The 26,424-nt window shown below is 73.9% G+C and carries 23 protein-coding genes and 1 pseudogene; 18 read left to right on the plus strand and 6 right to left on the minus strand.

Annotated elements, in window-relative coordinates:
• The first annotated feature begins 221 nt into the window (after nucleotides 1-221).
• Nucleotides 222-1,760 (plus strand): glycosyltransferase family 87 protein, encoded by a 1,539-nt coding sequence (locus ACFZBX_RS05820; RefSeq protein ID WP_391531701.1) that lies wholly within the window; start codon nucleotides 222-224, stop codon nucleotides 1,758-1,760.
• A 10-nt stretch (nucleotides 1,761-1,770) separates the two neighbouring features.
• Here the strand turns inward: ACFZBX_RS05820 and ACFZBX_RS05825 are convergent, their stop codons facing one another.
• The 3 genes from ACFZBX_RS05825 to ACFZBX_RS05835 all read right to left on the minus strand — a co-directional run bounded on the left by ACFZBX_RS05825 (nucleotide 1,771) and on the right by ACFZBX_RS05835 (nucleotide 4,447).
• Nucleotides 1,771-2,805 carry an alanine racemase gene (locus ACFZBX_RS05825; protein WP_380756475.1) on the minus strand — a complete coding sequence of 345 codons (1,035 nt, stop codon included), beginning with the start codon at nucleotides 2,803-2,805 and terminating at the stop codon, nucleotides 1,771-1,773.
• A 57-nt stretch (nucleotides 2,806-2,862) separates the two neighbouring features.
• The gene (locus ACFZBX_RS05830) at nucleotides 2,863-3,981 is read right to left on the minus strand and encodes a lipid II:glycine glycyltransferase FemX (RefSeq protein ID WP_391531702.1); all 1,119 of its coding nucleotides are present in this window, start codon (nucleotides 3,979-3,981) and stop codon (nucleotides 2,863-2,865) included.
• Between the two features lie 166 nt (nucleotides 3,982-4,147).
• The gene (locus tag ACFZBX_RS05835) at nucleotides 4,148-4,447 is read right to left on the minus strand and encodes a hypothetical protein (protein WP_350543136.1); all 300 of its coding nucleotides are present in this window, start codon (nucleotides 4,445-4,447) and stop codon (nucleotides 4,148-4,150) included.
• A gap of 297 nt (nucleotides 4,448-4,744) precedes the next feature.
• Between ACFZBX_RS05835 and rpsF the strand changes: the two genes are divergently transcribed.
• The 4 genes from rpsF to rplI all read left to right on the plus strand — a co-directional run bounded on the left by rpsF (nucleotide 4,745) and on the right by rplI (nucleotide 6,522).
• Nucleotides 4,745-5,035, plus strand: a complete 291-nt coding sequence (rpsF, locus tag ACFZBX_RS05840) for a 30S ribosomal protein S6 (protein ID WP_350570360.1) — start codon at nucleotides 4,745-4,747, stop codon at nucleotides 5,033-5,035.
• A gap of 96 nt (nucleotides 5,036-5,131) precedes the next feature.
• Nucleotides 5,132-5,743, plus strand: coding sequence for a single-stranded DNA-binding protein (locus ACFZBX_RS05845; protein WP_391531703.1), 612 nt, complete (start codon nucleotides 5,132-5,134; stop codon nucleotides 5,741-5,743).
• Nucleotides 5,744-5,821: 78 nt separating this feature from the next.
• The gene (gene rpsR / locus ACFZBX_RS05850) at nucleotides 5,822-6,058 is read left to right on the plus strand and encodes a 30S ribosomal protein S18 (RefSeq protein WP_030304537.1); all 237 of its coding nucleotides are present in this window, start codon (nucleotides 5,822-5,824) and stop codon (nucleotides 6,056-6,058) included.
• A gap of 17 nt (nucleotides 6,059-6,075) precedes the next feature.
• Entirely contained in the window at nucleotides 6,076-6,522 is a 447-nt protein-coding gene (gene rplI, locus ACFZBX_RS05855; protein ID WP_380294405.1) for a 50S ribosomal protein L9, read from the plus strand.
• Nucleotides 6,523-6,623: 101 nt separating this feature from the next.
• Here the strand turns inward: rplI and ACFZBX_RS05860 are convergent, their stop codons facing one another.
• Nucleotides 6,624-7,949, minus strand: a complete 1,326-nt coding sequence (locus tag ACFZBX_RS05860; protein ID WP_391531704.1) for an MATE family efflux transporter — start codon at nucleotides 7,947-7,949, stop codon at nucleotides 6,624-6,626.
• 591 nt (nucleotides 7,950-8,540) lie between these two features.
• On the opposite strand from ACFZBX_RS05860, the gene dnaB reads away from it, so the two are divergent.
• Both dnaB and ACFZBX_RS05870 read left to right on the plus strand, forming a co-directional pair.
• Nucleotides 8,541-10,016 (plus strand): replicative DNA helicase, encoded by a 1,476-nt coding sequence (gene dnaB, locus ACFZBX_RS05865; RefSeq protein ID WP_391531783.1) that lies wholly within the window; start codon nucleotides 8,541-8,543, stop codon nucleotides 10,014-10,016.
• Between the two features lie 75 nt (nucleotides 10,017-10,091).
• Nucleotides 10,092-11,519 (plus strand): acyltransferase family protein, encoded by a 1,428-nt coding sequence (locus tag ACFZBX_RS05870; protein WP_391531705.1) that lies wholly within the window; start codon nucleotides 10,092-10,094, stop codon nucleotides 11,517-11,519.
• Here the strand turns inward: ACFZBX_RS05870 and manA are convergent.
• Nucleotides 11,509-12,705, minus strand: a complete 1,197-nt coding sequence (gene manA, locus ACFZBX_RS05875; protein ID WP_391531706.1) for a mannose-6-phosphate isomerase, class I — start codon at nucleotides 12,703-12,705, stop codon at nucleotides 11,509-11,511. The two genes, ACFZBX_RS05870 and manA, sit on opposite strands and share 11 nt — an antisense overlap.
• A gap of 325 nt (nucleotides 12,706-13,030) precedes the next feature.
• On the opposite strand from manA, the gene ACFZBX_RS05880 reads away from it, so the two are divergent.
• The 11 genes and pseudogenes from ACFZBX_RS05880 (at nucleotide 13,031) to ACFZBX_RS05930 (ending at nucleotide 25,302) form a co-directional block, all read left to right on the plus strand.
• Nucleotides 13,031-13,792: a polyprenol monophosphomannose synthase gene (locus ACFZBX_RS05880; protein ID WP_391531707.1), complete on the plus strand. Its 762-nt coding sequence runs from the start codon at nucleotides 13,031-13,033 to the stop codon at nucleotides 13,790-13,792.
• Nucleotides 13,793-13,937: 145 nt separating this feature from the next.
• Complete coding sequence (locus tag ACFZBX_RS05885; RefSeq protein ID WP_391531708.1) at nucleotides 13,938-15,017, plus strand: MBL fold metallo-hydrolase; 1,080 nt, start codon at nucleotides 13,938-13,940, stop codon at nucleotides 15,015-15,017.
• Between the two features lie 23 nt (nucleotides 15,018-15,040).
• Nucleotides 15,041-16,021 (plus strand): annotated as a pseudogene (locus ACFZBX_RS05890) (NTP transferase domain-containing protein).
• Nucleotides 16,022-16,026: 5 nt separating this feature from the next.
• Nucleotides 16,027-17,217: a molybdopterin molybdotransferase MoeA gene (locus ACFZBX_RS05895; protein ID WP_391531709.1), complete on the plus strand. Its 1,191-nt coding sequence runs from the start codon at nucleotides 16,027-16,029 to the stop codon at nucleotides 17,215-17,217.
• 23 nt (nucleotides 17,218-17,240) lie between these two features.
• Nucleotides 17,241-18,284: a potassium channel family protein gene (locus ACFZBX_RS05900; protein WP_391531784.1), complete on the plus strand. Its 1,044-nt coding sequence runs from the start codon at nucleotides 17,241-17,243 to the stop codon at nucleotides 18,282-18,284.
• A gap of 10 nt (nucleotides 18,285-18,294) precedes the next feature.
• Nucleotides 18,295-18,858 (plus strand): YbaK/EbsC family protein, encoded by a 564-nt coding sequence (locus ACFZBX_RS05905; RefSeq protein WP_391531710.1) that lies wholly within the window; start codon nucleotides 18,295-18,297, stop codon nucleotides 18,856-18,858.
• 51 nt (nucleotides 18,859-18,909) lie between these two features.
• Nucleotides 18,910-19,887, plus strand: a complete 978-nt coding sequence (locus ACFZBX_RS05910; protein ID WP_391531711.1) for an NAD(P)H-quinone oxidoreductase — start codon at nucleotides 18,910-18,912, stop codon at nucleotides 19,885-19,887.
• A gap of 155 nt (nucleotides 19,888-20,042) precedes the next feature.
• Nucleotides 20,043-20,891 carry a hypothetical protein gene (locus ACFZBX_RS05915; RefSeq protein ID WP_391531712.1) on the plus strand — a complete coding sequence of 283 codons (849 nt, stop codon included), beginning with the start codon at nucleotides 20,043-20,045 and terminating at the stop codon, nucleotides 20,889-20,891.
• A gap of 161 nt (nucleotides 20,892-21,052) precedes the next feature.
• Nucleotides 21,053-21,667 carry a bacterial proteasome activator family protein gene (locus ACFZBX_RS05920; RefSeq protein WP_380756448.1) on the plus strand — a complete coding sequence of 205 codons (615 nt, stop codon included), beginning with the start codon at nucleotides 21,053-21,055 and terminating at the stop codon, nucleotides 21,665-21,667.
• Nucleotides 21,668-21,955: 288 nt separating this feature from the next.
• Nucleotides 21,956-23,353 carry a protein kinase gene (locus ACFZBX_RS05925; protein WP_391531713.1) on the plus strand — a complete coding sequence of 466 codons (1,398 nt, stop codon included), beginning with the start codon at nucleotides 21,956-21,958 and terminating at the stop codon, nucleotides 23,351-23,353.
• 110 nt (nucleotides 23,354-23,463) lie between these two features.
• A complete protein-coding gene (locus tag ACFZBX_RS05930; RefSeq protein WP_391531714.1) occupies nucleotides 23,464-25,302 on the plus strand; it encodes a protein kinase in 1,839 nt (612 codons plus the stop codon).
• 9 nt (nucleotides 25,303-25,311) lie between these two features.
• Here the strand turns inward: ACFZBX_RS05930 and ACFZBX_RS05935 are convergent, their stop codons facing one another.
• Nucleotides 25,312-26,400, minus strand: coding sequence for a phosphotransferase enzyme family protein (locus ACFZBX_RS05935; RefSeq protein WP_391531715.1), 1,089 nt, complete (start codon nucleotides 26,398-26,400; stop codon nucleotides 25,312-25,314).
• Nucleotides 26,401-26,424: the final 24 nt, after the last annotated feature.

Here is a 26,424-nt window from a genome sequence, read left to right on the forward strand (position 1 = left end):
GCCCCCCGGGGGCCCCGGGGGGGGGGGGGGGGGGCGGGGGTGGGCGTTTCGCCCCCGGGGGGGGGGGGCGCCCCCCCGCCCCCCCCCACCGCCGTTTCGCCGTATTCGGAGCGATTCGTGCCGGTACCCCGGTGCCCCGCGGAGCGGTCACCGCCGTCCGGCCGGGAAAAGGGGCAGGGGCCTCCTCGTACGGGCGGCCGGGGTGCGGCAGGATGTCCGCCATGACGTCCAGCGTTCGTGACGAAGAGGCCCCGGCCGCACCGGCGGCAGGTCCGCAGGCCAACACCGTGGTGGTGCCGGCGGACGAGGATCCGGTCGCGGCGGCCGGCAGCGAGGTCATCGGCGGCCCGCCCGGACGGCGAGCGCTGCTCGGCGTCTCCTGGTGGATCCCGGCGCGCTTCCTGGCGCTGGTGGTGATCGCGGTCTCGGTGCTGGGCATGGCGCAGAAGCTGCCCTGCTACAACGCCGCCTGGTTCCAGCCCGGTTCGCCGCAGTACGTGCACGCCTGCTACAGCGACATCCCGCACCTGTTCTCCGGGCGCGGCTTCGCGGCGGGCCTGCACCCGTACGTGGATCGGATCCCGGGCACCACCGGGGACCTCCAGTTCCTCGAGTACCCGGTGCTGACCGGCCTGTTCATGCAGGTCGCGGCCTGGCTGACGCCCGGCGGCGGCTCCTTGCAGGACCAGGAGCGGTGGTTCTGGACCATCAACGCCGGCCTGCTGATGGCCTGCGCGGTGGTCGCCGTGGTCGCGCTCTCCCGCACCCACCGGCGCCGCCCCTGGGACGCGCTGATGTTCGCCCTGGCGCCGGTCCTGCTGCTGAACGCCACCGTCAACTGGGACCTGCTGGCCGTCGCGCTGGCGGCCGTCGCGCTGGCCTGGTGGTCCGGCTCGCGGCCGGTCTGGGCCGGGGTGTTCATCGGCCTGGCCACCGCGGCCAAGCTCTACCCGCTGCTGCTGCTCGGCCCGCTGCTGGTGCTCTGCTGGCGGGCCGGCCGCTGGCGCGACCTGCGGGCGCTGCTCGGCGGCGCGGTCGGCGCCTGGCTGCTCGTCAACCTGCCGATCATGGTCGCCAACTGGCAGGGCTGGTCGACCTTCTACGTCTTCAGCAAGCACCGCACCGAGGACTACGGCTCGCTGTGGCTGGTCCTCATGCAGAACCGGGGCGTGGGGCTGGCGAACCTGGACACCTTCATCGCCGTCCTGATGGTGCTGAGCTGCGCGGGGATAGCCTGGCTCGGCCTCTCGGCGCCCCGCCGGCCGCGGGTGGTCCAGCTGGCCTTCCTGGTGGTGGCCGCGTTCGTGCTGTTCAACAAGGTGTACTCGCCGCAGTACGTGCTCTGGCTGCTGCCGCTCGCGGTGCTGGCCCGGCCGCGCTGGCGGGACTTCCTGATCTGGCAGGCCTGCGAGGTGCTCTACACCCTGGGCATCTGGTCCCACCTGGGCTTCGTCACCGGGCCCAAGCAGCACGGCATCGGCGAGTCCTGGTACCACTTCGCGATCGTGCTGCACCTGCTCGGCACGCTCTACCTGGTCGGCATGGTGATCCGGGACATCCTGCTGCCGGACCGCGACCCGGTGCGCTGGGACGGCAGCGACGACCCGTCCGGCGGGGTGCTCGACGGCGCCCCGGACGTCTTCGTGCTCGGCACCGCCCGCCGGCTGCGCGAGGAGGAGAGCTACGCCGGATACGCGCCGGCCGGTCCCGAGGGGTGGCTGGAGGAGCCGCCCGCCGCGGAACCGGCCGGGAAGGACTGACCGGGAGGACTCAGCGGTCCACCACGCGGTCGAAGTGCGTGGTGGTGTGCCGCACCTGGAGGCCGAGCTCGTCGCCGACGGCCGGCGGCTCGGCCTCGCCGTCCAGGAGGAGCAGCGAGACCTGCATGTGCGGCGGCTCGGCGAACCAGAGCTGCTTGCCGGCCCAGTGGTAGGGCGACTTCGTCTTGTTGACGGTCGCCAGACCGGCCCGGGCGATGCCCTTGGCGCGCGAGGACATGCCCTGCACGTACTTGGGCGCCTCCAGGCCGATGCCGTGCGCGGTGCCGCCGGCGACCACCAGCAGGTGGCCGTCGGAGGGCGCCGGGTGCTGGCGGTAGCCGTAGCGGTCGCCCTTGCGCACCGGGGTGACGTCCAGCACCGTCGCCCGGACCTCCAGCGCGCCGTGGTCGCCCAGCCAGAGCCGGGTGCCGATCCGGGCCCGGAAGACGGTGTCCGGGAAGCGCTGGGCCAGCTGCTCCATGCCCGCCGCGCCGAGGTGGCTGACGAACACGGTGTGCACCGGGACGCCGGCGGCCCGGGCGGTCTCCACCCAGTACGCGACCTCCTCGACCGGGCTGGAGCCGTCCGGCCGGTCCATCGGCAGGTGCAGCGCGAGGCCCTCGAAGGCGACGCCGTCCAGCTCGGCGGCGACGGTCGTGAGGTCGGCCGCCGAGACGCCGTGCCGGCGCATGGTGGTCATGCACTCCAGCACCACCCGGGCGCCGTGCAGGGCCCGCAGGGCGTCCACGCTCGCCACCGTCCGGATCACCCGGGCGTGCGGCAGCGGCAGCGCCTCCTCGCCCAGCCGGTAGGGGGTGAGGACCAGCAGCTCGCCGCCGTACCACTCGGCCGCGTCGGCGGCCTCGTAGGCGGTGCCGACCGCCAGCACACCGGTGCCGAGGAGGGTCGCCTCCTCGGCCAGGCGGTGGTTGCCCAAGCCGTAGCCGTTGCCCTTCGCCACCGGCACCAGGCCGGGGAACTCGGCCAGGACGGAGCGCTGGTGGGTGCGCCAGCGTTCGGTGTCGAGGTAGAGCGACAGCGTCATCGGGTCATCTCCCAGAGGGTGTTGGGCACGGCTGCTCGGTGGCTCGGAGCGGGCTGCTCAGCGGCGCGACATGTAGAGGTCGAGGGCCTTGTGCAGCAGCTTGTTGAGCGGGAAGTCCCACTCGCCGAGGTACTCGGCGGCCTGGCCGCCGGTGCCGACCTTGAACTGGATCAGGCCGAACAGGTGGTCGTTCTCGTCCAGGGTGTCGGAGATGCCGCGCAGGTCGTACACCCCGCCGCCCAGGGCGTAGGAGTCGCGCATCATCCGCCACTGGATGGCGTTCGACGGCTTCACCTCGCGCTTGTGGTTGGCCGAGGCGCCGTAGGAGTACCAGACGTGCTCGCCGACGACCAGCATCGTGGTCGCGGCCAGCGGCTCGCCCTCGTGGTAGGCGATGTACAGCCGCATCCGGTTCGGGTCCTCGGCGGTGAGGGCCTTCCACATCCGCTGGAAGTAGGCCAGCGGGCGCGGGGTGAACTTGTCGCGCTCGGCGGTCACCAGGTAGAGCTGGTGGAAGACCGGCAGCTCGTCGTAGCCGCCCTGGACCACCTCGACGCCGCTCTTCTCGGCCTTCTTGATGTTGCGGCGCCAGAGCTGGTTGAAGCCCTTCTGGATGTCGTCCAGCGAGCGGTTGGCCAGCGGCACCTGGAAGACGTAGCGCGGCTGGACGTCGCCGAAGCCGGCGCCGCCCTCCTCGCCCTGCAGCCAGCCGGCCTTGCGCAGCCGGTCGGCGACCTCGAAGGCGCGCGGCTCGTACCAGTCGGCCTCGACGTCGCGCAGCCGCTTGGCCTGCTTGGCGGCGATGGCCTCCTTGATGGTCGGGGCGTTCCAGCGGCGGATGACCACCGGCGGGCCCATCTTCACCGAGAAGGCGCCCTGGGACTTCAGGTGCGACAGCATCGGCTGGAGCCAGCGGTCGAGGTCGCGGTCGAACCAGTCGATCACCGGGCCCTCGGGCAGGTAGGCCAGGTAGCGCTTGAGCTTGGGCAACTGCCGGTAGAGGACCAGGCCGGCGCCGACGAGCTGGTTGGCCTCGTCGAACCAGCCGATCGACTCGGAGCGCCACTCGGCCTTCACGTCGCCCCAGGACGGCACCTGCATGTGGCTCGCCGAGGCGCGGCTCCTGATGAAGGCGAGGTGCTCCTCGCGGGTGATCGTCCTCAGGCGCAGGCTCATGCTCGGTGCTCCTCGTCGGTCGGGCTGCGGTGGGCCCCGTCTTCTCGGGGTGACCCTATCGTCCGGGTTCCCGGCGGCGGCGGGCACGGCGGCGCCCCCGCCGCGTACCCGTCACCTGAAGACAAGTACGCCACGGGGGCGCCCGGGGTTCCTCGCGGAGGCGGGGCTAACCCCACAGACCGCCGCGTGCGATGCCGAGGTAGAAGCCGATCGCCGAGGCGCCGAGCGTGATCATCAGCACGAAGCGCTCGGCCGTGGTGACGGAGACGTACATCCCCAGCAGACCGGTGACGATCCCGAAGAGGCCGGTCCACGAGGTCAGCAGGTGCAGGTTGTGGAAGAACGACGTGATGAAGGAGATCGCGCCGAGGACGGCGGTGAGGCCGACCAGGGTGTTCTCCCGCGGGTGCGGGTGTCCGTCGGTGTTCAGGGTGAGGGCGGGCATGCGGTGGACGGTCTGGGCCATGAGTCCCACCTCCGGCGTGGAGACGAACGGGCGGGAAACCCGTTCCGTCCAGATTGCGGCGGTTGGGCGGGTCTCACAACCCCTATGCGTTTTGTTCGTCCGTCCGGGTGCGGGTAGGGTGTGTCGTCTGCACTGGTGTAGTTGTGCCCTCCTCTGCCCTCTTCCGAGTGAACGAGGACGGGCTGTCGTACCCGGCCGCTACGGTGGCCGTGTCGTCACTGCTCCGGTGCCGACGCTGCACAACCCTCCTGCCACGGAGAGACCGTGGCCGCTGAGTCCAAAGGAGGTGGGTTACTCATGCGTCACTACGAGGTGATGGTGATCCTCGACCCCTCGGTCGAGGAGCGCGCCGTTTCCCCCCTGATCGAGAGCTTCATGGCTGTCGTCCGCAACGCGGGTGGCAAGGTCGAGAAGATCGACACCTGGGGTCGCCGCCGTCTGGCCTACGAGATCAACAAGCAGTCCGAGGGCATCTACTCGGTCATCGACCTTCAGGCCACCCCTGAGGTCGTCAAGGAGCTCGACCGCCAGCTGGGCCTGAGCGAGTCGGTTCTGCGGACCAAGGTCCTGCGCCCGGACACCCACTGAGCCACCTCTGAGGCCTTCGGGTCTCGGGTAGCTCGCGACCGCTGTTTCACGTGAAACAGCGGTGAACGGACATCTTCCCGAGAGGTCATCACCACCATGGCAGGCGAGACCGTCATCACCCTCGTCGGCAATCTCGTCGACGACCCCGAGCTGCGCTTCACCCCGTCGGGTGCGGCGGTCGCGAAGTTCCGCATCGCGTCCACTCCCCGCACCTTCGACCGCCAGACCAACGAGTGGAAGGACGGCGAGAGCCTCTTCCTCACGTGCAACGTCTGGCGGCAGCCGGCGGAGAACGTCGCCGAGTCGCTCCAGCGCGGCATGCGCGTCATCGTGCAGGGCCGCCTGCGCCAGCGGTCTTACGAGACCAAGGAAGGCGAGAAGCGGACGGTCTTCGAGGTCGAGGTCGACGAGGTCGGTCCGAGCCTGCGCTCGGCGACCGCGAAGGTCACCCGTGCCAACCGGTCCGGCGGTCCCCAGGGCGGCGGCTTCGGCGGCGGCCCGCAGGGCGGCGGCCAGGGCGGTGGCTGGGGCGGTGGCCAGCAGGGCGGCGGCGGCCAGCAGGGCGGCGGCTGGGGTGGAAACTCCGGCGGCCAGTCCGGCCCCTCCGACGACCCCTGGGCGTCCAGCGCTCCCTCTGGTGGCAACCAGGGTGGCGGCGGCTGGGGTGCCCCGTCCGGTGGCGGCTTCTCGGAAGAGCCCCCGTTCTAAGAGCTGACAGATTTCGTGCGGCCTGGCCGCGGGCGTCGCGAGACGCCCGCCCGGCCGTGAACCCCAATGGAGCACACAATGGCGAAGCCGCCTGCTCGCAAGCCGAAGAAGAAGGTTTGCGTCTTCTGCAAGGACAAGGTCAACTACGTTGACTACAAGGACACGAACCTGCTGCGGAAGTTCATCTCCGACCGCGGCAAGATCCGTGCCCGCCGGGTCACCGGCAACTGCACCCAGCACCAGCGTGACGTCGCCACGGCCGTGAAGAACAGCCGTGAGATGGCGCTGCTGCCCTACACCAGCACCGCGCGCTAAGAGAGGGTGACCGAACAATGAAGATCATCCTCACCCACGAGGTGCCGGGCCTGGGCTCGGCCGGCGAGGTCGTCGAGGTCAAGGACGGCTACGCCCGCAACTACCTGGTCCCGCGTGGCTACGCCATCCGCTGGACCAAGGGCGGCCAGAAGGACGTCGACGCCATCCGTCGCGCCCGCAAGATCCACGAGATCCAGACCCTCGAGGCCGCCAACGAGGTCAAGGGCAAGCTGGAGGGCGTCCAGGTCAAGCTGGCCGTTCGTTCCGGCGAGGCCGGCCGTCTGTTCGGCTCGGTGACCCAGGCCGACGTCGTCGAGGCCATCAAGGCCGCCGGCGGCCCGGCGGTCGACAAGCGCGCCGTCGCGATCGCCTCGCCGATCAAGACCGTGGGCACCCACAAGGTCTCGGTCAAGCTGCACTCGGACGTCCAGGCCAACCTGGACGTCGCCGTCGTCGCCGCCTGAGCCACGACCACGCGTCGGTAGCGTCAGCTCCGTAGCAGTGGCCCGAGGGCCGGTCCCCTTCACGGGGGACCGGCCCTCGGTCGTTCCCGGGCCCGGGGAGTTCAGCTCCGTACGGCGCCGGTGACCAGCCACCTGCCGCCGCGGGCCCGCCAGGCCAGGAAGCCGCCGCGGACCAGCATGAAGAGGTTCATCGCCCACCAGAGCCCGGCGAGCCCGGTGCCGCTGGCGGGCACGGCCAGCGCGGCGGGCGCGAAGACCGCCAGCGTGGCGAGCATCGCCCAGGCCAGGAACGGGCCGTCCCCGGCGCCCATCAGGACCCCGTCCAGGACGTAGACCAGGCCGGAGACCGGCTGGCAGAGCGCGAGCAGCAGCAGGACGGTGTTCAGCTGGTGCTGCACCGCCGGGTCCGGGGTGAACAGCGGGACGTACAGCGGCCGGGCGAGCACCACCAGCAGGCCGAGCAGCACGCCGGAGCCGATGCCCCACTCGATCATCCGCCGGGTGGCGGCCCTGGTGCCCGGGACGTCCCCGGCGCCCAGGTAGCGGCCGATGATGGCCTGGCCGGCGATCGCGATGGCGTCCAGGGCGAAGGCGATGAACAGGAAGACCGTCATGGCGATCTGGTGCGCGGCGATCTCGTCGTCGCCGAGCCCGGCGGCCACCGCGGTGGCGATCATCAGGATGGCGCGCAGGCTCAGGGTGCGGACCATCAGCGGTCCGCCGGCCCGGGCACTGGCCCGTATCCCGGCCGGGTCCGGGCGCAGCGAGGCCCGCTCCCGGCGGGCGCCGCGGACCACCACGACCACGTAGACGGCCGCCATGCCGGTCTGGGCGATGACCGTGCCCCAGGCCGAGCCGGCCACCCCGAGCCCGGCGCCGTAGACCAGGCCGACGTTCAGCCCGAGGTTGGCGGCGAACCCGGCGACGGCCACGTACAGCGGCGTCCGGGTGTCCTGGAGGCCGCGCAGCACGCCGGTGGCGGCCATCACCAGGAGGATCGCCGGGATGCCGAGCGCGCTGATCCGCAGGTACGTCACGGCGTACGGCGCGGCCGTCGGCGAGGCGCCGAGCACGCCGGCCACCTGCGGGGCGAGCAGCAGGGTCAGCGCGACCACCGCGGCGGAGAGCGCCAGCGCCAGCCAGATGCCGTCGATGCCCTGCTGGATCGCGGCCCGGCGGTCCCCGGCGCCGATCCGGCGGGCGACCGCGGCGGTGGTGGCGTAGGCGAGGAAGACGAAGACCCCGGTGGCGGTGGTGAGCGCGGCCGAGGCGACGCCGACGCCGGCGAGCTGGGAGGTGCCGAGGTGGCCGACGATCGCCGAGTCGGCCATCAGGAAGAGCGGCTCGGCGACCAGGGCGCCGAAGGCGGGGACGGCGAGGGCGAGGATCTCCCGGTCGTGCCGGCGGCGGTCGGTGGTGAGGGTCATGGGAACCAGGCTACTCATCCACAGGTAAGTGACACCATGGCATTGGACCACTTACTCGTACGAGCGAACGACTGGGCCGTCCGTGTGTGTGTCCACCGCCACCCGGCTGTGTGTGAAGAATTTCTCATGCACAGGCCCGGGACGGGGGAAGCGCAGGTCAGCGCGTTGACGGTGGATCGATGGTCTGGTTATCCACAGGGCTTTCCACAGGGGCGTCCACAGGTTTGCGGCACTTCTCCACAGTCAGGGGCCGCTCGTCCACACCCCCTGTGGATAACCGCCTTGGCTGAAGGCCGTCCGGCGCCTTAGCGTGGGCCCTCCGTCCGACACTCCCATCCGCCCCGGCGTCCGATTTGTCGGTGCGGTGGCGTAGAAAATGCGGTGGCGCGGAGTCGGGTTCCGCACCGTCCCAGCCACCGGCAAGGCCCGCTCCAACTCGCACCACTCGCTGATCGGGGAACACGCGTGACCGGCCCCCAGTACGACGACCACGACGCCCCGCCGCCGGAGGACGACTGGCAGGGCGCCGACGACCCCTTCCCGGTCGGCGCCTTCGCCGACGGCCCGTTCCCGGACGGCCCCGGTGACCGGCTGCCGGTCTCCCGCGGCCGCGGCGACGGCCAGGGCGGCGGCTTCCAGAAGGGCGGCAAGGGCGGCCCGGGCGGTTCCGGCGGCTTCAAGCGGGACGGCGGCAAGCGCCGCCAGGACGGCGAGGACGAGCGCTCCGGGGGCGGTCTGGACGGCTTCGAGCGCGTCCCCCCGCAGGACCTCGCGGCCGAGCAGTCCGTCCTCGGCGGCATGCTGCTCTCCAAGGACGCCATCGCCGACGTGGTCGAGGTGCTCAAGCCGGCCGACTACTACCGGCCCGCGCACGAGCTGGTCCACGGCGCGATCCTCGACCTGTACGCGCGCGGCGAGCCGGCCGACCCGATCACCGTGGCCGGCGAGCTGACCAAGCGCGGCGAGCTCCAGCGGGTCGGCGGCCCCGGCTACCTGCACACCCTGGTCAACTCCGTCCCGACCGCGGCCAACGCCGAGTACTACGCGCAGATCGTGCACGAGCGCGCGGTGCTGCGCCGACTGGTCGAGGCCGGCACCCGGATCGCCGGCATGGGCTACGCCGCCGAGGGCGACGTCGACGAGATCGTCAACGCGGCCCAGGCGGAGATCTACGCCGTCACCGAGCAGCGCACCAACGAGGACTACGCGCCGCTCGCCGACATCATGGAGGGCGCCCTCGACGAGATCGAGTCGATCGGCTCCCGCAACGGCCAGATGTCCGGTGTCCCGACCGGCTTCGCCGACTTCGACGCGCTCACCAACGGGCTCCACCCCGGCCAGATGATCGTCATCGCGGCCCGTCCCGCGATGGGCAAGTCCACCCTGGCGCTGGACTTCGCCCGGGCCTGCTCGATCCACAACAAGCTGCCGAGCGTGATCTTCTCGCTCGAAATGGGCCGCAACGAGATCGCCATGCGTCTGCTCTCCGCCGAGGCCCGGGTGGCGCTGCACCACATGCGCTCCGGCTCCATGACGGACGACGACTGGACCAGGGTGGCCCGCCGGATGCCCGACGTCAGCGAGGCGCCGCTGTTCATCGACGACTCGCCGAACCTGTCGATGATGGAGATCCGCGCCAAGTGCCGCCGGCTCAAGCAGCGCAACGACATCAAGCTGGTCGTCATCGACTACCTCCAGCTGATGCAGTCCGGCGGCTCCCGCCGGGCCGAGAACCGCCAGCAGGAGGTCTCCGACATGTCGCGAAACCTGAAGCTGCTGGCCAAGGAGCTGGAGGTGCCGGTGATCGCGCTCTCCCAGCTGAACCGAGGCCCCGAACAGCGCACCGACAAGCGCCCGATGGTCTCCGACCTGCGAGAGTCCGGCTCCATCGAGCAGGACGCCGACATGGTCATCCTGCTGCACCGCGAGGACGCCTACGAGAAGGAGTCCCCGCGCGCGGGCGAGGCCGACCTCATCGTCGCCAAGCACCGTAACGGTCCGACCGCCACCATCACCGTGGCCTTCCAGGGCCACTACTCCCGCTTCGTCGACATGACCCGGGACTGACGGCCGGTCACCCCGGTCCGCCGCCGGGGGGCCGGTTTGCGGTGCGGACCGGGTGGGCGGCTAGGGTCCGCACCTGTGAGGATACGGAGAACACGCCCCGCAGCGGGCGACAAGGGCACGGCGGTCCGGGCGGCGGCCGGGAGCAGGCTGGGCTGGCTCGACGCGCTGCGCGGAATCGCCGCGCTGATGGTGGCCCTTCACCACTTCGAACTTGTCAACATCCTGCCGTCCCCGCTGGGCGGGCAGATCTGGTGGCACTTCGACTTCGGGCTCTACGGGGTCATGCTGTTCTTCATCGTGAGCGGCTACATCATCCCGGCCTCGCTCGAACGGCGCGGTGACGTCAGGGCGTTCTGGATCGGCCGGATCTTCCGGATCTATCCGGCGCTGATCCTCGGGATCGCGGTCTCGATGCTGATCCTGCCCGCGGGCGACGGCTCGGTGACGATCTTCCGCACCGGCCACAACCTGATCGCCCTGATCGCCAACGGGACGATGCTCCAGGACTTCCTGGGCGTGTACAACGGCCTGGCCGTGACCTGGACCCTCTGCTACGAGATGGTCTTCTACTTCGTGGTCACCGCGCTGTTCACCGTCAACTGGCACCGCAGGAGCGGTGCGATCGCGGTCGGCCTCGCCGCGGTGGCGCTGGTCTTCGGCACCTCGATCGCCAGCGCGCAGCTCACCGGGGGCATCGGCGAGATCCGCAACCTCGTCGCGGCGTCCGGCCTGATCGTGGTGATGGGCCTGGCCTGCATGCTCAGCGGCAACGCGGTGCTGGCCCGCACCGGTGCGCTCCTGCTGGCCGGCCTCGGTCTCGTCCTGGTGCTCCTCAACAGCCGGGCGCCCGCCTACGAGACCTGGATGATCTTCGCCACGATGTTCGCCGGCACCGTGGTCTACCGGGCCCAGCACGGGCAGATGGAGCGCCTCCCGGCCTGGTTCTGCATCGGCTTCGTGATCGTCGCGGGCGCGGCCGTCGGGTGGATGTACAACAAGAACGGCATGGAGAACAACACCTGGACGGCGAGCTGGATCGCCTGGACCGTCTCGTACCTGGGCGCCTGGCTCACCTTCGGGATCGGGATGGCGCTGCGCGAGCGCAGGTTCCCCAAGGTGCTGACCTGGCTCGGCGCGATCAGCTTCTCGGTCTACCTGCTGCACAACCCGATCCTGCACACCATCCGGCCCATCCTGGGCGTGCCCCCGCTGCCGACCGACACCCTCGGCAAGGTGCTCTGGACCGCGGAGTTCCTCGGTGCCACGGTGCTGGCGAGCTACCTGCTGTACCGGCTGGTCGAGATCCCGTTCCAGAAGCTGGGCCGCCGGGTGACCAAGGCGGTGGACGCCCGCTGGCCCGCGCAGCCGCTCGCGACGGCGGGCGGGACGGCGGTCCCGGCGGTCCCGTCCGACCGCGCGGCCGCTCCGGCGCCGGAACCGGCCCCCAAGGCCGAGCCCGAGCCCGAGCCGGCGGCGCCCGGGGGCGCCGGCGTCAGAGGGTGACGGTCGCCCGGAAGACGGTGGCGGCGCCGCTCAGCACGGTCGCGGCACCGGTGGCGGGGAGGTAGGCCGACTCGCCGCGCGCCAGGTCCAGGACGGAGCCGTCCGCCGAGGTCAGGCGGACGGCTCCGGCGGTGCAGAGCAGGATCTGCGGGGCGTCGCCGCCGACCGTCCGCTCCCGGCCGTCCAGGACGAACCGGGAGAGCCGGAACTCGTCGATCGGCACGGGGTAGAGCTCCTCGCCGGGCGTCCCCCCGACCGCGACCGGCAGCAGCGGGGACGGCGAGCACGAGGCGAACTCGACCACCCTGAGCAGTTCCGGCACGTCGATGTGCTTGGGGGTGAGCCCGGCCCGCAGCACGTTGTCCGAGTTGGCCTGGAGCTCGACGCAGACGCCGTGCAGGTACGCGTGCGGGACGCCGGCGCCCAGGTAGAGCGCCTCGCCGGCGCGCAGCAGGACGTGGTTGAGCAGCAGCCCGGCGATCAGCCCGACGTCCCCGGGGAAGTCCCGGGCGATCCGGGTGTACGGCGCGTACGGCCCGTCCGGGTCCTCGGCGGCGGCCTTGCCGATGGCCTCGGCGGTGTCCCGGACCGCCTCCGCGGCGGCCGGCCCCGACAGCGTGAGGACGGCGGCCAGCGCGCCGCTGAGCGCCTCGGACTCGTCCTCGGCGCTCAGCAGGGCGATCACCGGCGCCAGCGCGGGCACCCCGAGACCGGCCAGCAGCGCGGTCGCGTCGGCGGGCCGGCGGAAGCCGCAGAGGCCGTCGAAGTCGCCCAGCGCACAGATGAGTTCGGGCTTGTGGTTGGCGTCCCGGTAGTTCCGGTGCGGGGCGTCCAGCGGGATCCCCAGGGCGTTCTCGGCGGCGAACCCGGCGCGGGCCTGGTCGAGCGAGGGGTGGGCCTGGATGGAGATCGGGATGCCCGGGGCGAGGACCTTGAGCAGGAACGGCAGGGTGGGGCCGAACCGGGCCACCGAGGCGGCCCCCAGCTCGCCCTCCGGGTCGGCGGCGATCAGCTCGTCCAGCCGGCGCGGCCCGTCGCCCCGGTCCGCCCGGGAGGGGTCGCCGGGGTGGGCGCCCATCCACAGCTCGGCCTGCGGTTCGCCGGTCGGCTCCTGCCCGAGCAGCTCGGGGAGCGCGGTGACCGAACCCCAGGCGTACGGGCGGACGGTGTTGACGAGCTTGTCCATGGGCGCGGTCCTGCTCCTTGCTGCAGTGGCTGGCGGGCCTCGCCGCCGTCAGGCGGCCGCAGGCGGGGGGCGGACGGGTTCGGGCATCCGGGCAAAGGCCGGGCATCGACCCTAGCCGACCCGCACCTCCCCAGGGGAAACGGCGGGCGCGGGCCGGGAGTGCCTCGGGAGGAGGGTCGGCCCGAGGACGCGGTAGTAGGATGCCAGGACCCAGTGTTTTCCACGGTGTCGTCCGGGCCGGCGGGGTGCCGGCCGGGACTGTGTCTTCCGATGAGTGCGGGCAATGGTGACCGGCACGTCCCGCCACCGGCCGAGAGGTTAGTACGTGACCGTCAACCAGCAGGGTTTTGCCGATCTCGGCCGGGTGCTGGTGATCATCCCCACCTACAACGAGGCGGAGAACGTCGAGCGCATCGTCGGCCGGGTGCGCGCCGCGGTCCCCGAGGTGCACGTCCTCGTCGCCGACGACAACAGCCCGGACGGGACCGGCGAGCTGGCCGACAAGCTGGCCGCCGAGGACTCCCAGGTGCACGTGATGCACCGCAAGGGCAAGGAGGGGCTGGGCGCCGCCTACCTGGCCGGCTTCCGCTGGGGCATCGACGAGGGCTACGACGTGCTCGTCGAGATGGACGCCGACGGCTCCCACCGCCCCGAGGAGCTGGACCGGCTGCTCACCGCGCTGCGCGGCGCCGACCTGGTGCTGGGTTCCCGCTGGGTCCCCGGCGGCCGGGTGGTGAACTGGCCGAAGTCCCGGCTGCTGCTCTCGCGCGGCGGCTCGACCTACTCGCGGCTGATGCTGGGCGTGCCGATCCGGGACGTCACCGGCGGCTACCGGGCGTTCCGCAAGGAGACCCTGCTCGGCCTCGGCATGGACCAGGTCGCCTCGGCCGGCTACTGCTTCCAGGTCGACCTGGCCTGGCGGACGGTGAAGGCCGGCTTCAAGGTCGCCGAGGTGCCGATCACCTTCGTCGAGCGGGAGCTGGGCGCGTCCAAGATGAGCCGGAACATCGTCGTCGAGGCGCTCTGGCGGGTCACCTCCTGGGGCATCGCCGACCGCTTCGCCCGGCTGACCGGCCGCAAGGGCTGAGACGGGGGCCGACCTCCGCCGCGGAGGTCACCATCCGGACACATGATCGGGAAGGCGCGCCCCCGCCGGGCGCGCCTCCCGCGTTTTCCGCACGCCGTGCTCCCATGCTGTAGGGCGCGAACCGCCGAACCAGAGGGAGCAGCCAGTGACGTCGTCCCCGTCCGAGGAGTCCGAGGAGAACGCCGGCGCGGACCCGGTCGACGCGGCGTCCGCCGCCGGGGCGCCGGTCCGGCCGCTGGAGATCGACGTCTTCACCGGCCCCGAGTCGGCCTTCTTCGCCACCTCCACGCTGATCCTCGGCGAGCAGACGGCGATCCTGGTCGACGCCCAGCTCACCCGCAGCGCCGGCCGCGAGCTGGCCGAGTGGGTGGCGGGCAAGGGCCGCCGGCTGCTCGCCATCGTGATCACCCACCAGCACCCCGACCACTACTTCGGCGCCGAGGAGGTGCTGCGGCTCTTCCCCGAGGCGCGGCTGCTGGCCGCGCCGCCGGTCGTCGACGGCATCCTGCGCACCGCCGCCGCGAAGGTGGCCCAGTGGAAGCCGGTGTTCGGCGACGACATCCCGGACCACCCGCTGGTCCCGGCGCCGCTGCTGCCCCAGCCGCTGATGGTCGACCGGCAGGTGATCCCGGTGCTGCTGCTCGGGCAGGGCGACTGCGGCGGTTCCACGGTGGTGCACGTGCCCAGCGTCCGCACCGTGGTGGCCGGCGACTTCGCGTACAACGGCACCCACGTCTGGACCGCCGACACCACGCCGGAGCAGCGCACCGAGTGGGTCCGCAACCTGGGCCGGATCGGCGAGCTCGGCGCGGACCGGGTGATCGCCGGGCACCGGGCGCCCGACCAGGGCGACGACGCCGACCGGGTGCTGGCGTTCACCGGGGAGTACCTCCAGGACTTCGACCGGCTGCTGGCCGAGCACCCGGACGACGCGGAGGCGCTGGTGGCGGCGGTGAACCAGCGGTACGGGGAGCTGACCCTGCCGGTCGTGCTGGAGCTGAGCGCCGCCGCCAACACGGCCGCCCCGGCCGCCGAGGGCACCGAGGGCACCGACGGGGAGCCGGACGACGACGCCGAGCCGGAAAGCGCGCCCGAGCCGGACGAGCCGGACGCCGCGGACGCCGCGGACGCCGCGGACACTGCGGACACTGCGGACGAGGTGGACGAAGCGGCCGCCGAGCCGGCCGCCGAGCCGGAGCCCGGGAAGGACGGGACCGCCGGCTGAGCCCGCCGACGGATACTGGCGGCATGACGCCGTACGACGTGATCGTCCCGGCCGGGGGCGCCGCCCGGCGGCTCGGCGGGGCCGACAAACCCGGCCTGACCGTCGGCGGGACCACCCTGCTGGACCGGGTGCTCGCCGCCTGCGCGGACGCCCGGACCACGGTGGTGGTCGGCCCGCCCCGCCCCACCGCCCGCCCCGGGATCCGGTGGACCCGCGAGCGCCCGCCCGGCGGCGGGCCGGTGGCCGCCGTCGCCGCCGGCCTCGCGGAGGTGACCGCCGACCTGGTCCTGCTGTTCGCCGCCGACCTGCCGTTCCTGGACCGGCGGACCGTCCACCGGCTGGTCGCCGCCCTCGACGCGGCCGGACCGGACACCGCGGCGGCCGTCCTGGTCGACGCCGCCGGCCGCGACCAGCCGCTCGCCGCCGCCTACCGCACCGCCGCCCTGCGCGCCGCCCTGGCCGCCGCCGGCGACCCCGCCGGGCTGCCGCTGCGCCGGCTGACCGGAGCGCTGCCCACCCTCCGGCTGGCCGACACCGGGGACGCCGGCCGCGACTGCGACACCTGGGAGGACCTGGAGCGGGCCCGCGAGCGCGCCGGGGCCCGGGACTGACCCCGGGTCCGGACCGGCGGCCCGCTCACCGGGGCCGGCCGGCATCCGGACGTGAGCGAAACGACGCGCGCCGCTCACCGGACAAACATCCCGGGGAAACCGTCGATCGGGCAGCATGTTCGCATGGAGCGCACGCTGGATGACTGGATCGCCGAGGTCCGTGCCGAGCTGGACATCGACCTGGACGTCGATGTCCGCGGCCTGCTCGACCTGGCCCGGGTGGTCGCGCACGGGGTGGACCGGCCGGCCGCGCCGCTGACCGCCTTCCTGATCGGCTACGCCGCCGCGCGGCACGGCGGCGGCCCGGAGGCGGTCGCCGAGGCGTCCCGGCGCACCGCCGCGCTCGCCGAGCGCTGGGCCGCGGCCGGGGCCGACGACCCGGGGCAGCCGTGAGGGTGATGGAGGGACGCGCCGTGCCGGTCCCGGTCCGCCCGGTCGGCTGGGCGGCGGCCCGGGAGACCGCCCGCCGGGCCGGCCGCCCCGCGCTGGCGCCGCTGAGCCTGCCGCTGGACGACGCGCTCGGCCGCACCCTCGCCGAGCCGCTCACCGCGCTCACCGACCTGCCGGCCTTCGACACCTCGGCGATGGACGGCTGGGCGGTCGCCGGCCCAGGCCCCTGGCAGGTGACCGGCCGGCTGCTCGCCGGGCACCCCGCCGCCGGGCCGCTGGCCGACGGCGCCGCCGTCGAGATCGCCACCGGCGCCCAACTGCCGCCCGGTGCCACCGCCGTGCTCCGCCGTGAGCACGGCGAGCCGTGCGGGCCGCTGCTGTCCGAGCGCACCCCCGGCGCGCTGACCAGCGGCCAGGACGTCCGGCCGCGCGGCCAGGAGTGCCGGCGCGGCGAGGTGCTGCTGCCGGCCGGCACCCCGGTCGGCCCGGCGGTGCTCGGGCTGGCCGCCGCCTGCGGCCACGACCGGCTGGCCGTCCGCCGCGCCCCGGTGGCCGAGGTGCTGGTGCTCGGCGACGAACTGCTCTCCTCCGGCCTGCCCCGGCCCGGCCTGGTCCGGGACGCGCTCGGCCCGCTGCTGCCGCCGTGGCTGCGCGCGGCCGGCGCCGGGACGGGTGACCCGCGCGCCGTCCGCGACGACGCCGGGCTGCTCCGGGACGCCCTGCGGGACTCCGCCGCCGATGTGCTGGTCACCACCGGCGGGACGGCGGCCGGCCCGGTGGACTTCCTGCACCGGGCGCTCGCCGAGTGCGGCGCCCGGCTGCTGGTGGACGGCGTCGCCGTCCGCCCCGGCCACCCGATGGTGCTGGCCGCACTCCCCGGCGGGCGGTTCCTGGTCGGCCTGCCCGGCAACCCGCTGGCCGCGGTCGCCGGTATGGTGACGCTCGCCCTGCCGCTGCTGCACGCGCTGGCCGGGCGGAGCGCCGGCGAGCCGGTGCTGGCCACCGCCGTCGACCCGCTGCCGGGACACCCGGTGGACACCCGGCTGCTGCCGGTCCGCCGGACCGCCCGCGGCGTGGTCCACCTTCCGTACGACGGGCCGGCGATGCTCCGCGGCGTGGCCCTGGCCGAGGCGCTCGCGGTGGTGCCGCCGGGCGGTGCGGCGGCCGGTGACGAGATCGAACTGCTGGAGGCCCCGTGAGTGTCCGACGCGTCCGTGACCGGCTGTCCGGGCCGATCACGCCCGGCACCGAGCCCTGGGCGGACTCCGGGATCGTGCTGCCCGCCCGCCGCACCGCCCCGGCGGTGCGGCAGGTCGGCTCCCGGCTGCTGCTGGCGCTGGGCGTCCTGGTGGCCACCACGGTGATCGTCTGGCTGGACCGCGAGGGCTACAACGACAACGCCGGCGGCGGGCTGAGCTTCCTGGACTCGGCGTACTACGCCACCGTGACGCTCTCCACCACCGGGTACGGCGACATCACCCCGTTCAGCGACAGCGCCCGGCTCACCAACATCTTCGTGGTCACCCCGCTGCGGGTGATCTTCCTGATCATCCTGGTCGGCACCACCCTCGAAGTGCTCACCGAACGCACCCGTCAGCAGTGGCGGTTGAACCGCTGGAGGTCCACCGTGCGCGAGCACACCGTCGTGATCGGCTTCGGCACCAAGGGCCGCAGCGCCATCGACACCCTGCTCGGGCAGGGCGTGCGCAAGGACGAGATCGTGGTGGTCGACCCGCAGCGCAAGGTGATCGACCAGGCCGCCCAGCAGGGCCTGGTGGGCGTGGTCGGCGACGCCACCCGGACCGACACCCTGCTGCGCGCCGGACTGCCCACCGCCGCCCGGGTGGTGGTCGCGCCGGAGCGGGACGACACCGCCGCGCTGATCACCCTGACCGCCCGCCAGCTGACCCGCTCGGCGACCATCGTCGCGGCGGTGCGGGAGGACGAGAACGCCCCGCTGCTGCGGCAGAGCGGCGCCGACGTGGTGGTCACCAGCTCCAGCTCGGCGGGCCGGCTGCTGGGCATGTCGATGCTCAGCCCGCACGCCGGCGCGGTGATGGAGGACCTGCTCACCTACGGCAACGGCCTGGACGTGGTCGAGCGCCCGATCACCCGGGCCGAGGCCGGGCACAACCCGCGCGAACTCGACGACGTGGTGGTGGCGGTGGTGCGCGGCCGGCGGGTGATCAACTACACCGAGGCGGAGGCGCAGACGCTCCAGCTCACCGACCGGGTGATCGTCATCAAGTCCGCCGAGGGCGCGTAGGGTTCCCGTCATGACCGGTCAACCGCAGCTCCCGTTCGGCACGTTCGACTTCGCCGCCCCCGCACTGGAGGTGGTGGACCGGCTGGCCGTCCCAGTGGCGCAGGCGCTGAAGAACTGGGACGACCGGGAGGCCGCCCGATCCGTGCTGTACGTGGAGACCGATCCGGAGAAGGCCGACACCGCCGTCTTCTGCGAGACCTACGGCGTGCCGCTGGAGGCCTCGGCGAACTGCGTGGTGGTCGCCGCCAAGCGCGGCGGGGAGACCACCCTGGCCGCCTGTCTGGCGCTGGCGACCACCCGGGTCGACGTCAACCGGACGGTCCGCAGGCACCTGGAGGCCCGCAAGGCCTCGTTCGCGCCGATGGACACCGCCGTCGAGGCGACCGGCATGGAGTACGGCGGCATCACCCCGGTCGGCCTGCCGGCCGGCTGGCCGCTGCTGGTCGACGAGGCCGTGGCCGCGGCCCCCTTCGTGCTGGTCGGCAGCGGGCGGCGGCGGGGCAAGCTGATCCTGCCGGGCCGTGCGGTGGCGGCGCTGCCCGGCGCCGTGCCGCTGCCCGACCTGGCCGGCTGACGGCGCGGGTCGCCCGCCCGCCGGGGCCGCCGGCACCAGTAGCGTCGGGCCATGCATGCGATGACGATTCCTGAACCCGGCGGGCCCGAGGCACTGGTCTGGGCCGAGGTGCCGGATCCGGTCCCCGGGGAGGGCGAGGTCCTGGTCGAGGTGGCGGCCACCGCCGTCAACCGCGCCGACCTGTTGCAGCGGCAGGGCTTCTACGACCCGCCGCCCGGCAGCCCCCGCCACCCCGGTCTGGAGTGCGCGGGCCGGATCGCCGCGCTGGGCCCCGGGGTGTCCGGCTGGGCGGTCGGCGACGAGGTCTGCGCGCTGCTGGTCGGCGGCGGCTACGCGGAGCGGGTCGCGGTGCCGGTCGGCCAACTGCTGCCGGTGCCGCCGGGGCTGACCCCGGAGCAGGCCGCCGCGCTGCCGGAGGTGGTCTGCACGGTGTGGTCCAACGTCTTCCTCACCGCGCACCTGCGGCCGGGCGAGACGGTGCTGGTGCACGGCGGTGCCAGCGGCATCGGGACGATGGCGATCCAGCTGGCCAAGGCGGTCGGCGCCCGGGTGGCGGTGACGGCGGGCGGCCCGGAGAAGCTGGCCCGCTGCGCGGAGCTGGGCGCCGACGTGCTGATCGACTACCGCGCACAGGACTTCGTCGAGGTGCTCCGGGAGGCCACCGGCGGCGCCGGGGCGGACGTGATCCTCGACATCATGGGCGCCAAGTACCTCCCGCGGAACGTGGACGCGCTGGCGGTCAACGGGCGGCTGGTGATCATCGGGCTGCAGGGCGGGGTGAACGGCGAGCTGAACCTCAACACCCTGCTGCGCAAGCGCGGCGCCGTGATCGCGACCAATCTGCGCGGGCGGCCGCTGGCCGAGAAGGCGGCGATCGTGGCGGCGGTGCGCGAGCACGTCTGGCCGCTGGTCGCCTCCGGGGTGGTGAAGCCGGTGGTCGACCGGGTGCTGCCGCTGACCGAGGCCGCCGAGGCGCACCGGGTGGTGGAGGCCGGGGAGCAGGTCGGCAAGGTGGTGCTGCGGGCCTGAGCGGCCCGCCCCGCGGGCGGCGGCGGGGTGACGGCCGGGTGCCCGGTCCGGACCGTCCGACATGCCCGGAATGTCGGACTGTGTGACGCTGGACGGGAGCTGTCCCGCCGCCGACCCCGCCCCGCGCGGTCGGCCGTCGCGGAAGGACCTCGACCGTGTTCGCACCTTCGTCCGCGTTCCTCGGGCCGCTGCCCGCAGCACCGCCGCCGTCCTCCCCCCTCCGCCGTGCCGAGTGGCGTGCGCGGCTGCTGGTGGTGGCGGCGCTCGGCATCGCCGTTCCGCTGGCCCTCGGCCCGGTGGCGGCGGTGGCCGTGCCGACCGGGCCGGCCGGTGCGCCGTCCGCCTCGCCGTCCGTGGAGGCTTCCCCGGAGGCGTCTGCGGAGGCGTCTGCGGCGTCCCCTTCCCCCGGGGCGTCCGCCGAGGCCTCGGGGGCCGCCGGTGCGAACACCGCGTCCACCACGGCCGGTGCGACCGCCGAGACCACCGCGACCAGTACGTCCACCGCGACCAGTACGTCCAGCACGTCCAGCACGTCCACCACGACCAGCACCGTCAGCGCGTCCGCGCTGGTGCCGGCCGGTGCGCCCGACCGGCAGCGGGCCGGGTACCTGCGCCCCGGCGTCCCCTGGGCCGAGTGGGAGCAGCGCCGACAGCGCAACCACCCCGCCTCCGCCCCCGAGCGCACCCGTCGGGCACCCGAGCGGGCACCCGAGCGGGCCCCCGAGCGGGCCCCCGAGCGGACCGCCGAGCAGGCGCCGGAGCAGCCCGCCGGCACCGCGGCCGACCCCGCCGCGGACACCCCGGCCCCGGCCGAGCCCGCCGACGGCACCGGGAGCGAGACGCTGGCGCTCGGCCGGCCCGGGCAGCAGACCGTGGCGGTCGGCCCGGTCGTACTGCCCACCCGGTGGGACGACGCCTCCACCCGCCAGCTCCCGCTCGGCGCCGGCCTCGGCCTGATCGGCTGCGGACTGGGCCTGATCGGCCTGCGGCTGCGGCGCGGCTGACCGCGCGCCCGCTGCACGAGCCCCGCCGCCGCGCTCCGCCCCGGTACCCGGGCGGACTGAGTATCCGTACGGATACCGCCGCCCGCTCCCGGGGCGTAGCGTCGTGCCCGGTTGGCCGGGGGCCTCCACCCGGGCAATCCCAGTGAGGGAGAATGTGGTTCATGACGAATCCGATGAACGAGCGCTCGTCGCAGGAGTTCCACCAGGCCATGGGCGGGCAGCCGCAGGACGGCCAGAAGGTGCTGATCGTCGGACCGGACGGGCTGCCGGTGGGCCAGGGAACGGTCGGCATGGGCATGGGCGGGGGCGACGACGGGGACGGCCCGCGTGAGCTGCCGGTGACCGAGATGGTCGAGCAGCCCGCCAAGGTCATGCGGATCGGCAGCATGATCAAGCAGTTGCTGGAGGAGGTCAGGGCGGCCCCCCTCGACGAGGCCAGCCGGGCCCGGCTGAAGGACATCCACGCCAGCTCGATCAAGGAGCTGGAGCTCGGACTGGCCCCCGAGCTGGTCGCCGAGCTGGAGCGGCTGTCGCTGCCGTTCACCGAGGACTCGATCCCGACCGAGGCCGAGCTGCGGATCGCGCAGGCGCAGCTGGTGGGCTGGCTGGAGGGGCTGTTCCACGGCATCCAGACGGCGCTGTTCGCCCAGCAGATGGCGGCGCGGGCGCAACTGGAGCAGATGCGGCGGGCACTGCCGCCTGGCCTGCACGGCGGGGAGCCGGAGGGCGACGAGCCGGGCGAGGGCCGCGGCATCCGCTCCGGCCCGTACCTGTAGGCCGTACCCGTACCTCCACGGTCCCGCCGGGACCGTGGGGCACCGGGTGCGACGGGGCGTCCCGGTGCCGCACGCACGACCGGCCGGTACCGGGTCGCGACCTGGACACAGTGTCGGCCCTGGACCGGTCGGTGTCGTCGCGAGCCGATACCCTGGGCCCCTGTCGAGGGCCGGGCGAGCGCCACGACAGGGGCCGGGCAGGCCAGCGGGCCGGGCCCGCACACGCACGGACGAGACCGAACGTCACGGTCGCGGCGGCAGGGCCGCGCCGAGGGGGAGCAGAGGACCATGAGCGAGCACGGCAACGCGGCGGTCGAGGGCTACTCCCTGGGCAACGGGCGGTACGTGCTGCAGCGGGTGCTGGGCGAAGGCGGCATGGCCTCGGTGCACCTCGCGCACGACAGCGTGCTGGACCGGTCGGTGGCGCTCAAGAGCATGCACGCCGAGCTGGGCCGGGACGCCTCGTTCAAGGAGCGCTTCCGCCGCGAGGCGCAGGCCGTGGCCAAGCTGGAGCACGGCAACATCGTCCGCGTCTACGACAGCGGCGAGGACGTCGCGCCGGACGGCTCCAGCACGCCGTACATCGTGATGGAGCTGATCGACGGCAAGGGCCTGCGGGACGCGATCAACGAGGCGGCGGCCCAGCACGGCGCGATGCCGGCCGAGGAGGCGCTGCGGGTCACCGTCGGCGTGCTGAACGCGCTGGAGGCCTCCCACGACCGCGGTCTGGTGCACCGCGACATCAAGCCCGGCAACGTCATGTTCGACCGCAAGGGCGTCGTCAAGGTCATGGACTTCGGCATCGCCCGCGCGCTGGAGACCGGGGTCACCTCGATGACCCAGACCGGCATGGTGGTCGGCACCCCGCAGTACCTCTCGCCCGAGCAGGCGCTGGGCAAGCCGGTGGACGCCCGCTCCGACCTCTACTCGGTCGGCGTGATGCTCTTCGAGATGCTCACCGGGCAGCTGGTCTTCGACGGCGACTCGGCCTTCTCGATCGCCTACAAGCACGTCCAGGAGGAGCCGCCGGCGCCCTCCGCGCTCAACCCGCGGATCAGCCCGGCCCTCGACGGGTTCGTGGCCAGGGCGCTGCGCAAGGACCCGGCGCACCGCTTCCCGAGCGCGGCGGCGATGCGCGACGAGGCGGAGCGGCTGATCGACGCGGCCAAGGGCGGCGGCAGCCCGCTGGCGGCCAGCAACCCGCTGGTGATCACCGACGGGCCGCGTTCGGTGCACGCGGCACCGCAGGCCCCGCAGACGCCGCAGCCGTTCCCGCAGCCGCAGCCCTTCCAGACGCCGCCGGCCTTCCAGGCGCCGCAGACCCCGCAGCCGTTCGCCGCGCCGCAGCCGTTCCAGACCCCGCCGCCGGCCTTCCAGGCCCCGCACACCCCCCAGCCGCAGTTCCTGCACCAGCAGGGGCCGCAGCAGGCGCACACCCCGCCGCCGCACCCGATGCCCGCGCCGCCGTTCCAGCCGGCCCCGGCGTCCAACAGCGGCGGCTGCTCGACCGCGCTGGTGATCATCGGCATCATCGTCGGCGTGATCGTGCTGGCGGTCATCATCATCGCGATCGTGGTCAACCGGGCCGAGCGGGACACGACCTCCAACACCAACTCGCGGGTCTCGGGCGAGATCGCCACGGTGCTGCACCTGGACGGTCCGGCCGACCGGAATGGCCTGCTCTGACGCGTTCCGTCCGGATCGCGCCTGCTACAGGCGTCGGCCGGAGGCGGTAGCGTTCGGGGATACGAGCGACAGGGCACCGCGATCCGAGCGAAGGCCCGGGGCGAGGAGCGATGGCACAGACGCATCATCCGGACGACGACGGGGCCTGGGCGGCCGGTCCGTCCGGCGGGGCCCCGAGGACGCCCGAGCCCGGGAGCGACGCCGCCACCACCGCGTTCCCGCCGTACGGGGGCCCGGGTCCGCAGACGCCCGGCCGCGGCACCACGGCCCCGCTGGGCACGGTCGGCGACGGCCGCTACCGGCTGACCCACCGGCTCGGCCGGGGCGGCATGGCCGAGGTGCTGGCCGCCCAGGACGTCCGGCTCGGCCGGACCGTGGCGGTGAAGCTGCTCCGCGGTGAACTGGCGCAGGACGAGATCGCCCGGCTGCGCTTCACCAGGGAGGCGCACGCCGTCGCGGCGCTCAACCACCACGCGATCGTCTCGGTGTACGACACCGGCGAGGAGTTCGTCGGCGAGGAGTCGACGCCGTACATCGTGATGGAGCTGGTCGAGGGCCGGACCGTCCGCGAACTGCTGGTGGACGAGTCGGAGCCGCCGGTCGACCAGGCGCTGATCATCATCGCGGGCGTGCTGGAGGCGCTGTCCTACAGCCACCGGCACGGCATCGTGCACCGTGACATCAAGCCCGCCAACGTGATCATCACCAACAGCGGCGCGGTCAAGGTGATGGACTTCGGCATCGCCCGGGCGCTGACCGGCACGGCCTCGACGATGACCCAGACCGGCATGGTCATGGGCACCCCGCAGTACCTCTCGCCGGAGCAGGCGCTGGGCAAGCCGGTCGACCACCGCTCCGACCTGTACGCGGCCGGCTGCATGCTGTACGAACTGCTGACGCTGCGCCCGCCGTTCACCGGCGACACCCCGCTGTCGGTGGTCTACCAGCACGTGCAGGACAACCCGGTGCCGCCCTCGCAGGCCAATCCGCGGGTGCCGGCCGGGCTGGACCCGCTGGTGCTGCGCTCGCTGGCGAAGAACCCGGACGACCGGTTCCAGGACGCCGACGAGTTCCGCGCCCACATCGAGCACGCGCTGCGCGAGCTGACCGGCGGCACCGGCGGCTGGGTCATCGGCGCCCCGGTCGGCGCGGCCGGCGGGCCGGTCCACGGCGGCGGGCTGCCGGCGGTCGGCACGGACGAGACGGCGGTGCTCGGGGCCGGTGTCCCGGGCGATCCGACGGCGGTGCTGCCCTACCAGGTGCCGGGCGGACCGCACACGCCGTCCTCGCCCTACCCGGCGGCCGGCGGGCCGTACGGCGGCGGTGGCGACTCCGGCGACGGGCACGGCGGCGGGCACGGGCGCGGCTCCGGCGGGCGCGGCCCGTGGCGCTGGGTGGCCGGCATCGCTGCGGTGCTCGTCGCGGCCAGTACCGGCATCGCCCTGGCGCTCAGCGGCGGCGGCGACAGCCCCGACCCGAAGACGGGCGACACCAGTCCGTCCGCCGGGGTGGTGTCGACGGCGCCGGAGACCACCACTCCCAGCTCCGGTACGACCACGGCCCCGGGGCCGACCTCCCAGAGCCCCCGGCGTACCCAGCAGCCGACGGACAACAACAACGGCGGCGGCAACCAGAACCAGCAGCCGAGCCAGCAGACCGGCAAGCACAACACGCCGAGTCCGACGGCGCCGCCGACCACGGCCGACAGCAAGCCGCCGACGCCGTCCACGACGCCGACCGGGTCGGCCACCGCCCCGCCGACCACGGCCCCGACCACGGGGACGGGCGGCGGCGCGACGACGCCCCCGGCCACGTCTCCGGCGACCAACCCGCCGCCGGCCGGGGGCGGCGGCACCTCGCCGACGCAGCCGGCCGGCGGGGGTGCCAACTCGCCGAAGCCGCCGGTGCAGCCGACCGGCGGAGGCACCCAGCCACCGGCCGGGGGCTGAGCCGCCGGGTCAGTTGGCGAAGGCGTCCAGGACCTGCTCGTACTCCTGGCACCACCACGCCAACTGGCCCGCCGAGGCGGGGTAGAGCGGGTCGGCCCGGTGGTCGCCCCGCTGGTAGCGCCACTGGAGCATCCAGAAGTCGTTCAGCCGCTCCCACCAGACCCGGTGCGCGGCGGCGGCCAGGTGCTCGGCGGTGGCGGCGCCGGTGGCCCGGTAGGACTGCGACCAGTGCCGGACCCGGACGAGGTCGAGCACCCCGGTGACGCGGTCGTTGAACAGCAGGGTGGCCGCGCGGACGGCCTCCTCGGCGCGCGGCTGCGGCCCGAGCTTGTCCCAGTCCAGGACGGCCGCGATCGTCTCGCCCCGGTGCAGCAGGTTGAGCCCGTGGAAGTCGCCGTGCGTCCAGCCGGTGGGCGGGGCGGCCTGCGGGAGCGGGCGGCGGCGGGCGTGCTCGGCGAGCAGGTCCAGCCGTTCGGTCAGCCGGCGCTCGACCAGGGCGTCCAGCTCGCCGTGCGGTTGGTGCTCGCGGGCCCGGCGGCGCAGCTCGCGGGCGAGCGCGGAGCTGTCGAGCGGGTCGGCGCTGCGGTAACCGGAGGGTTGTGCGACGGGCGCGCAGACCTCGTCGAGCGCGCCGTGCAGCCGGCCGAGCAGCGTGCCCAGTTCGGCGCACCTCGGCAGGGCCAGTTCGGTGCCGTGCCGGTGCCGGCCCTCCACCCAGGGGAAGAGCGCGAACAGCCGGCCGCCGAACGCGGCGATGGTGCCGGACCGCCCGGAGAGGGGCAGCGGGGGAGCGACGGGCAGGCCCAGGGCGGCCAGCGCGGCCATCGCGCGGTGGTGGGCGGCGACGGCCTCGCGGCCGGCGGTCGCGGCGTCGACGTAGCACTTCAGGAAGTACCCGCCGGCCTCGGTGGTGACCCGGTAGCCGCGGTTCAGCAGGCCTTCGGCGACGGGTTCGGCGGTGAGCAGGCGGCCCACCCGGTAGCGGCGCAGGACCTCGGCGAGCGCGGCGTGGGGGACGGGCGGGCTGAGGGTTCCTATCGGGGGGGCGGTGAGGTCGGGACGGGCTGGTGCGAGGGCAAGGGTCTGGCTGAAAGTCACAGCCAGAGGTTAGGACCTCTCGGC

This window comes from Kitasatospora sp. NPDC008115 (genome assembly GCF_042957205.1).
Taxonomy (GTDB): Bacteria; Actinomycetota; Actinomycetes; order Streptomycetales; family Streptomycetaceae; genus Kitasatospora.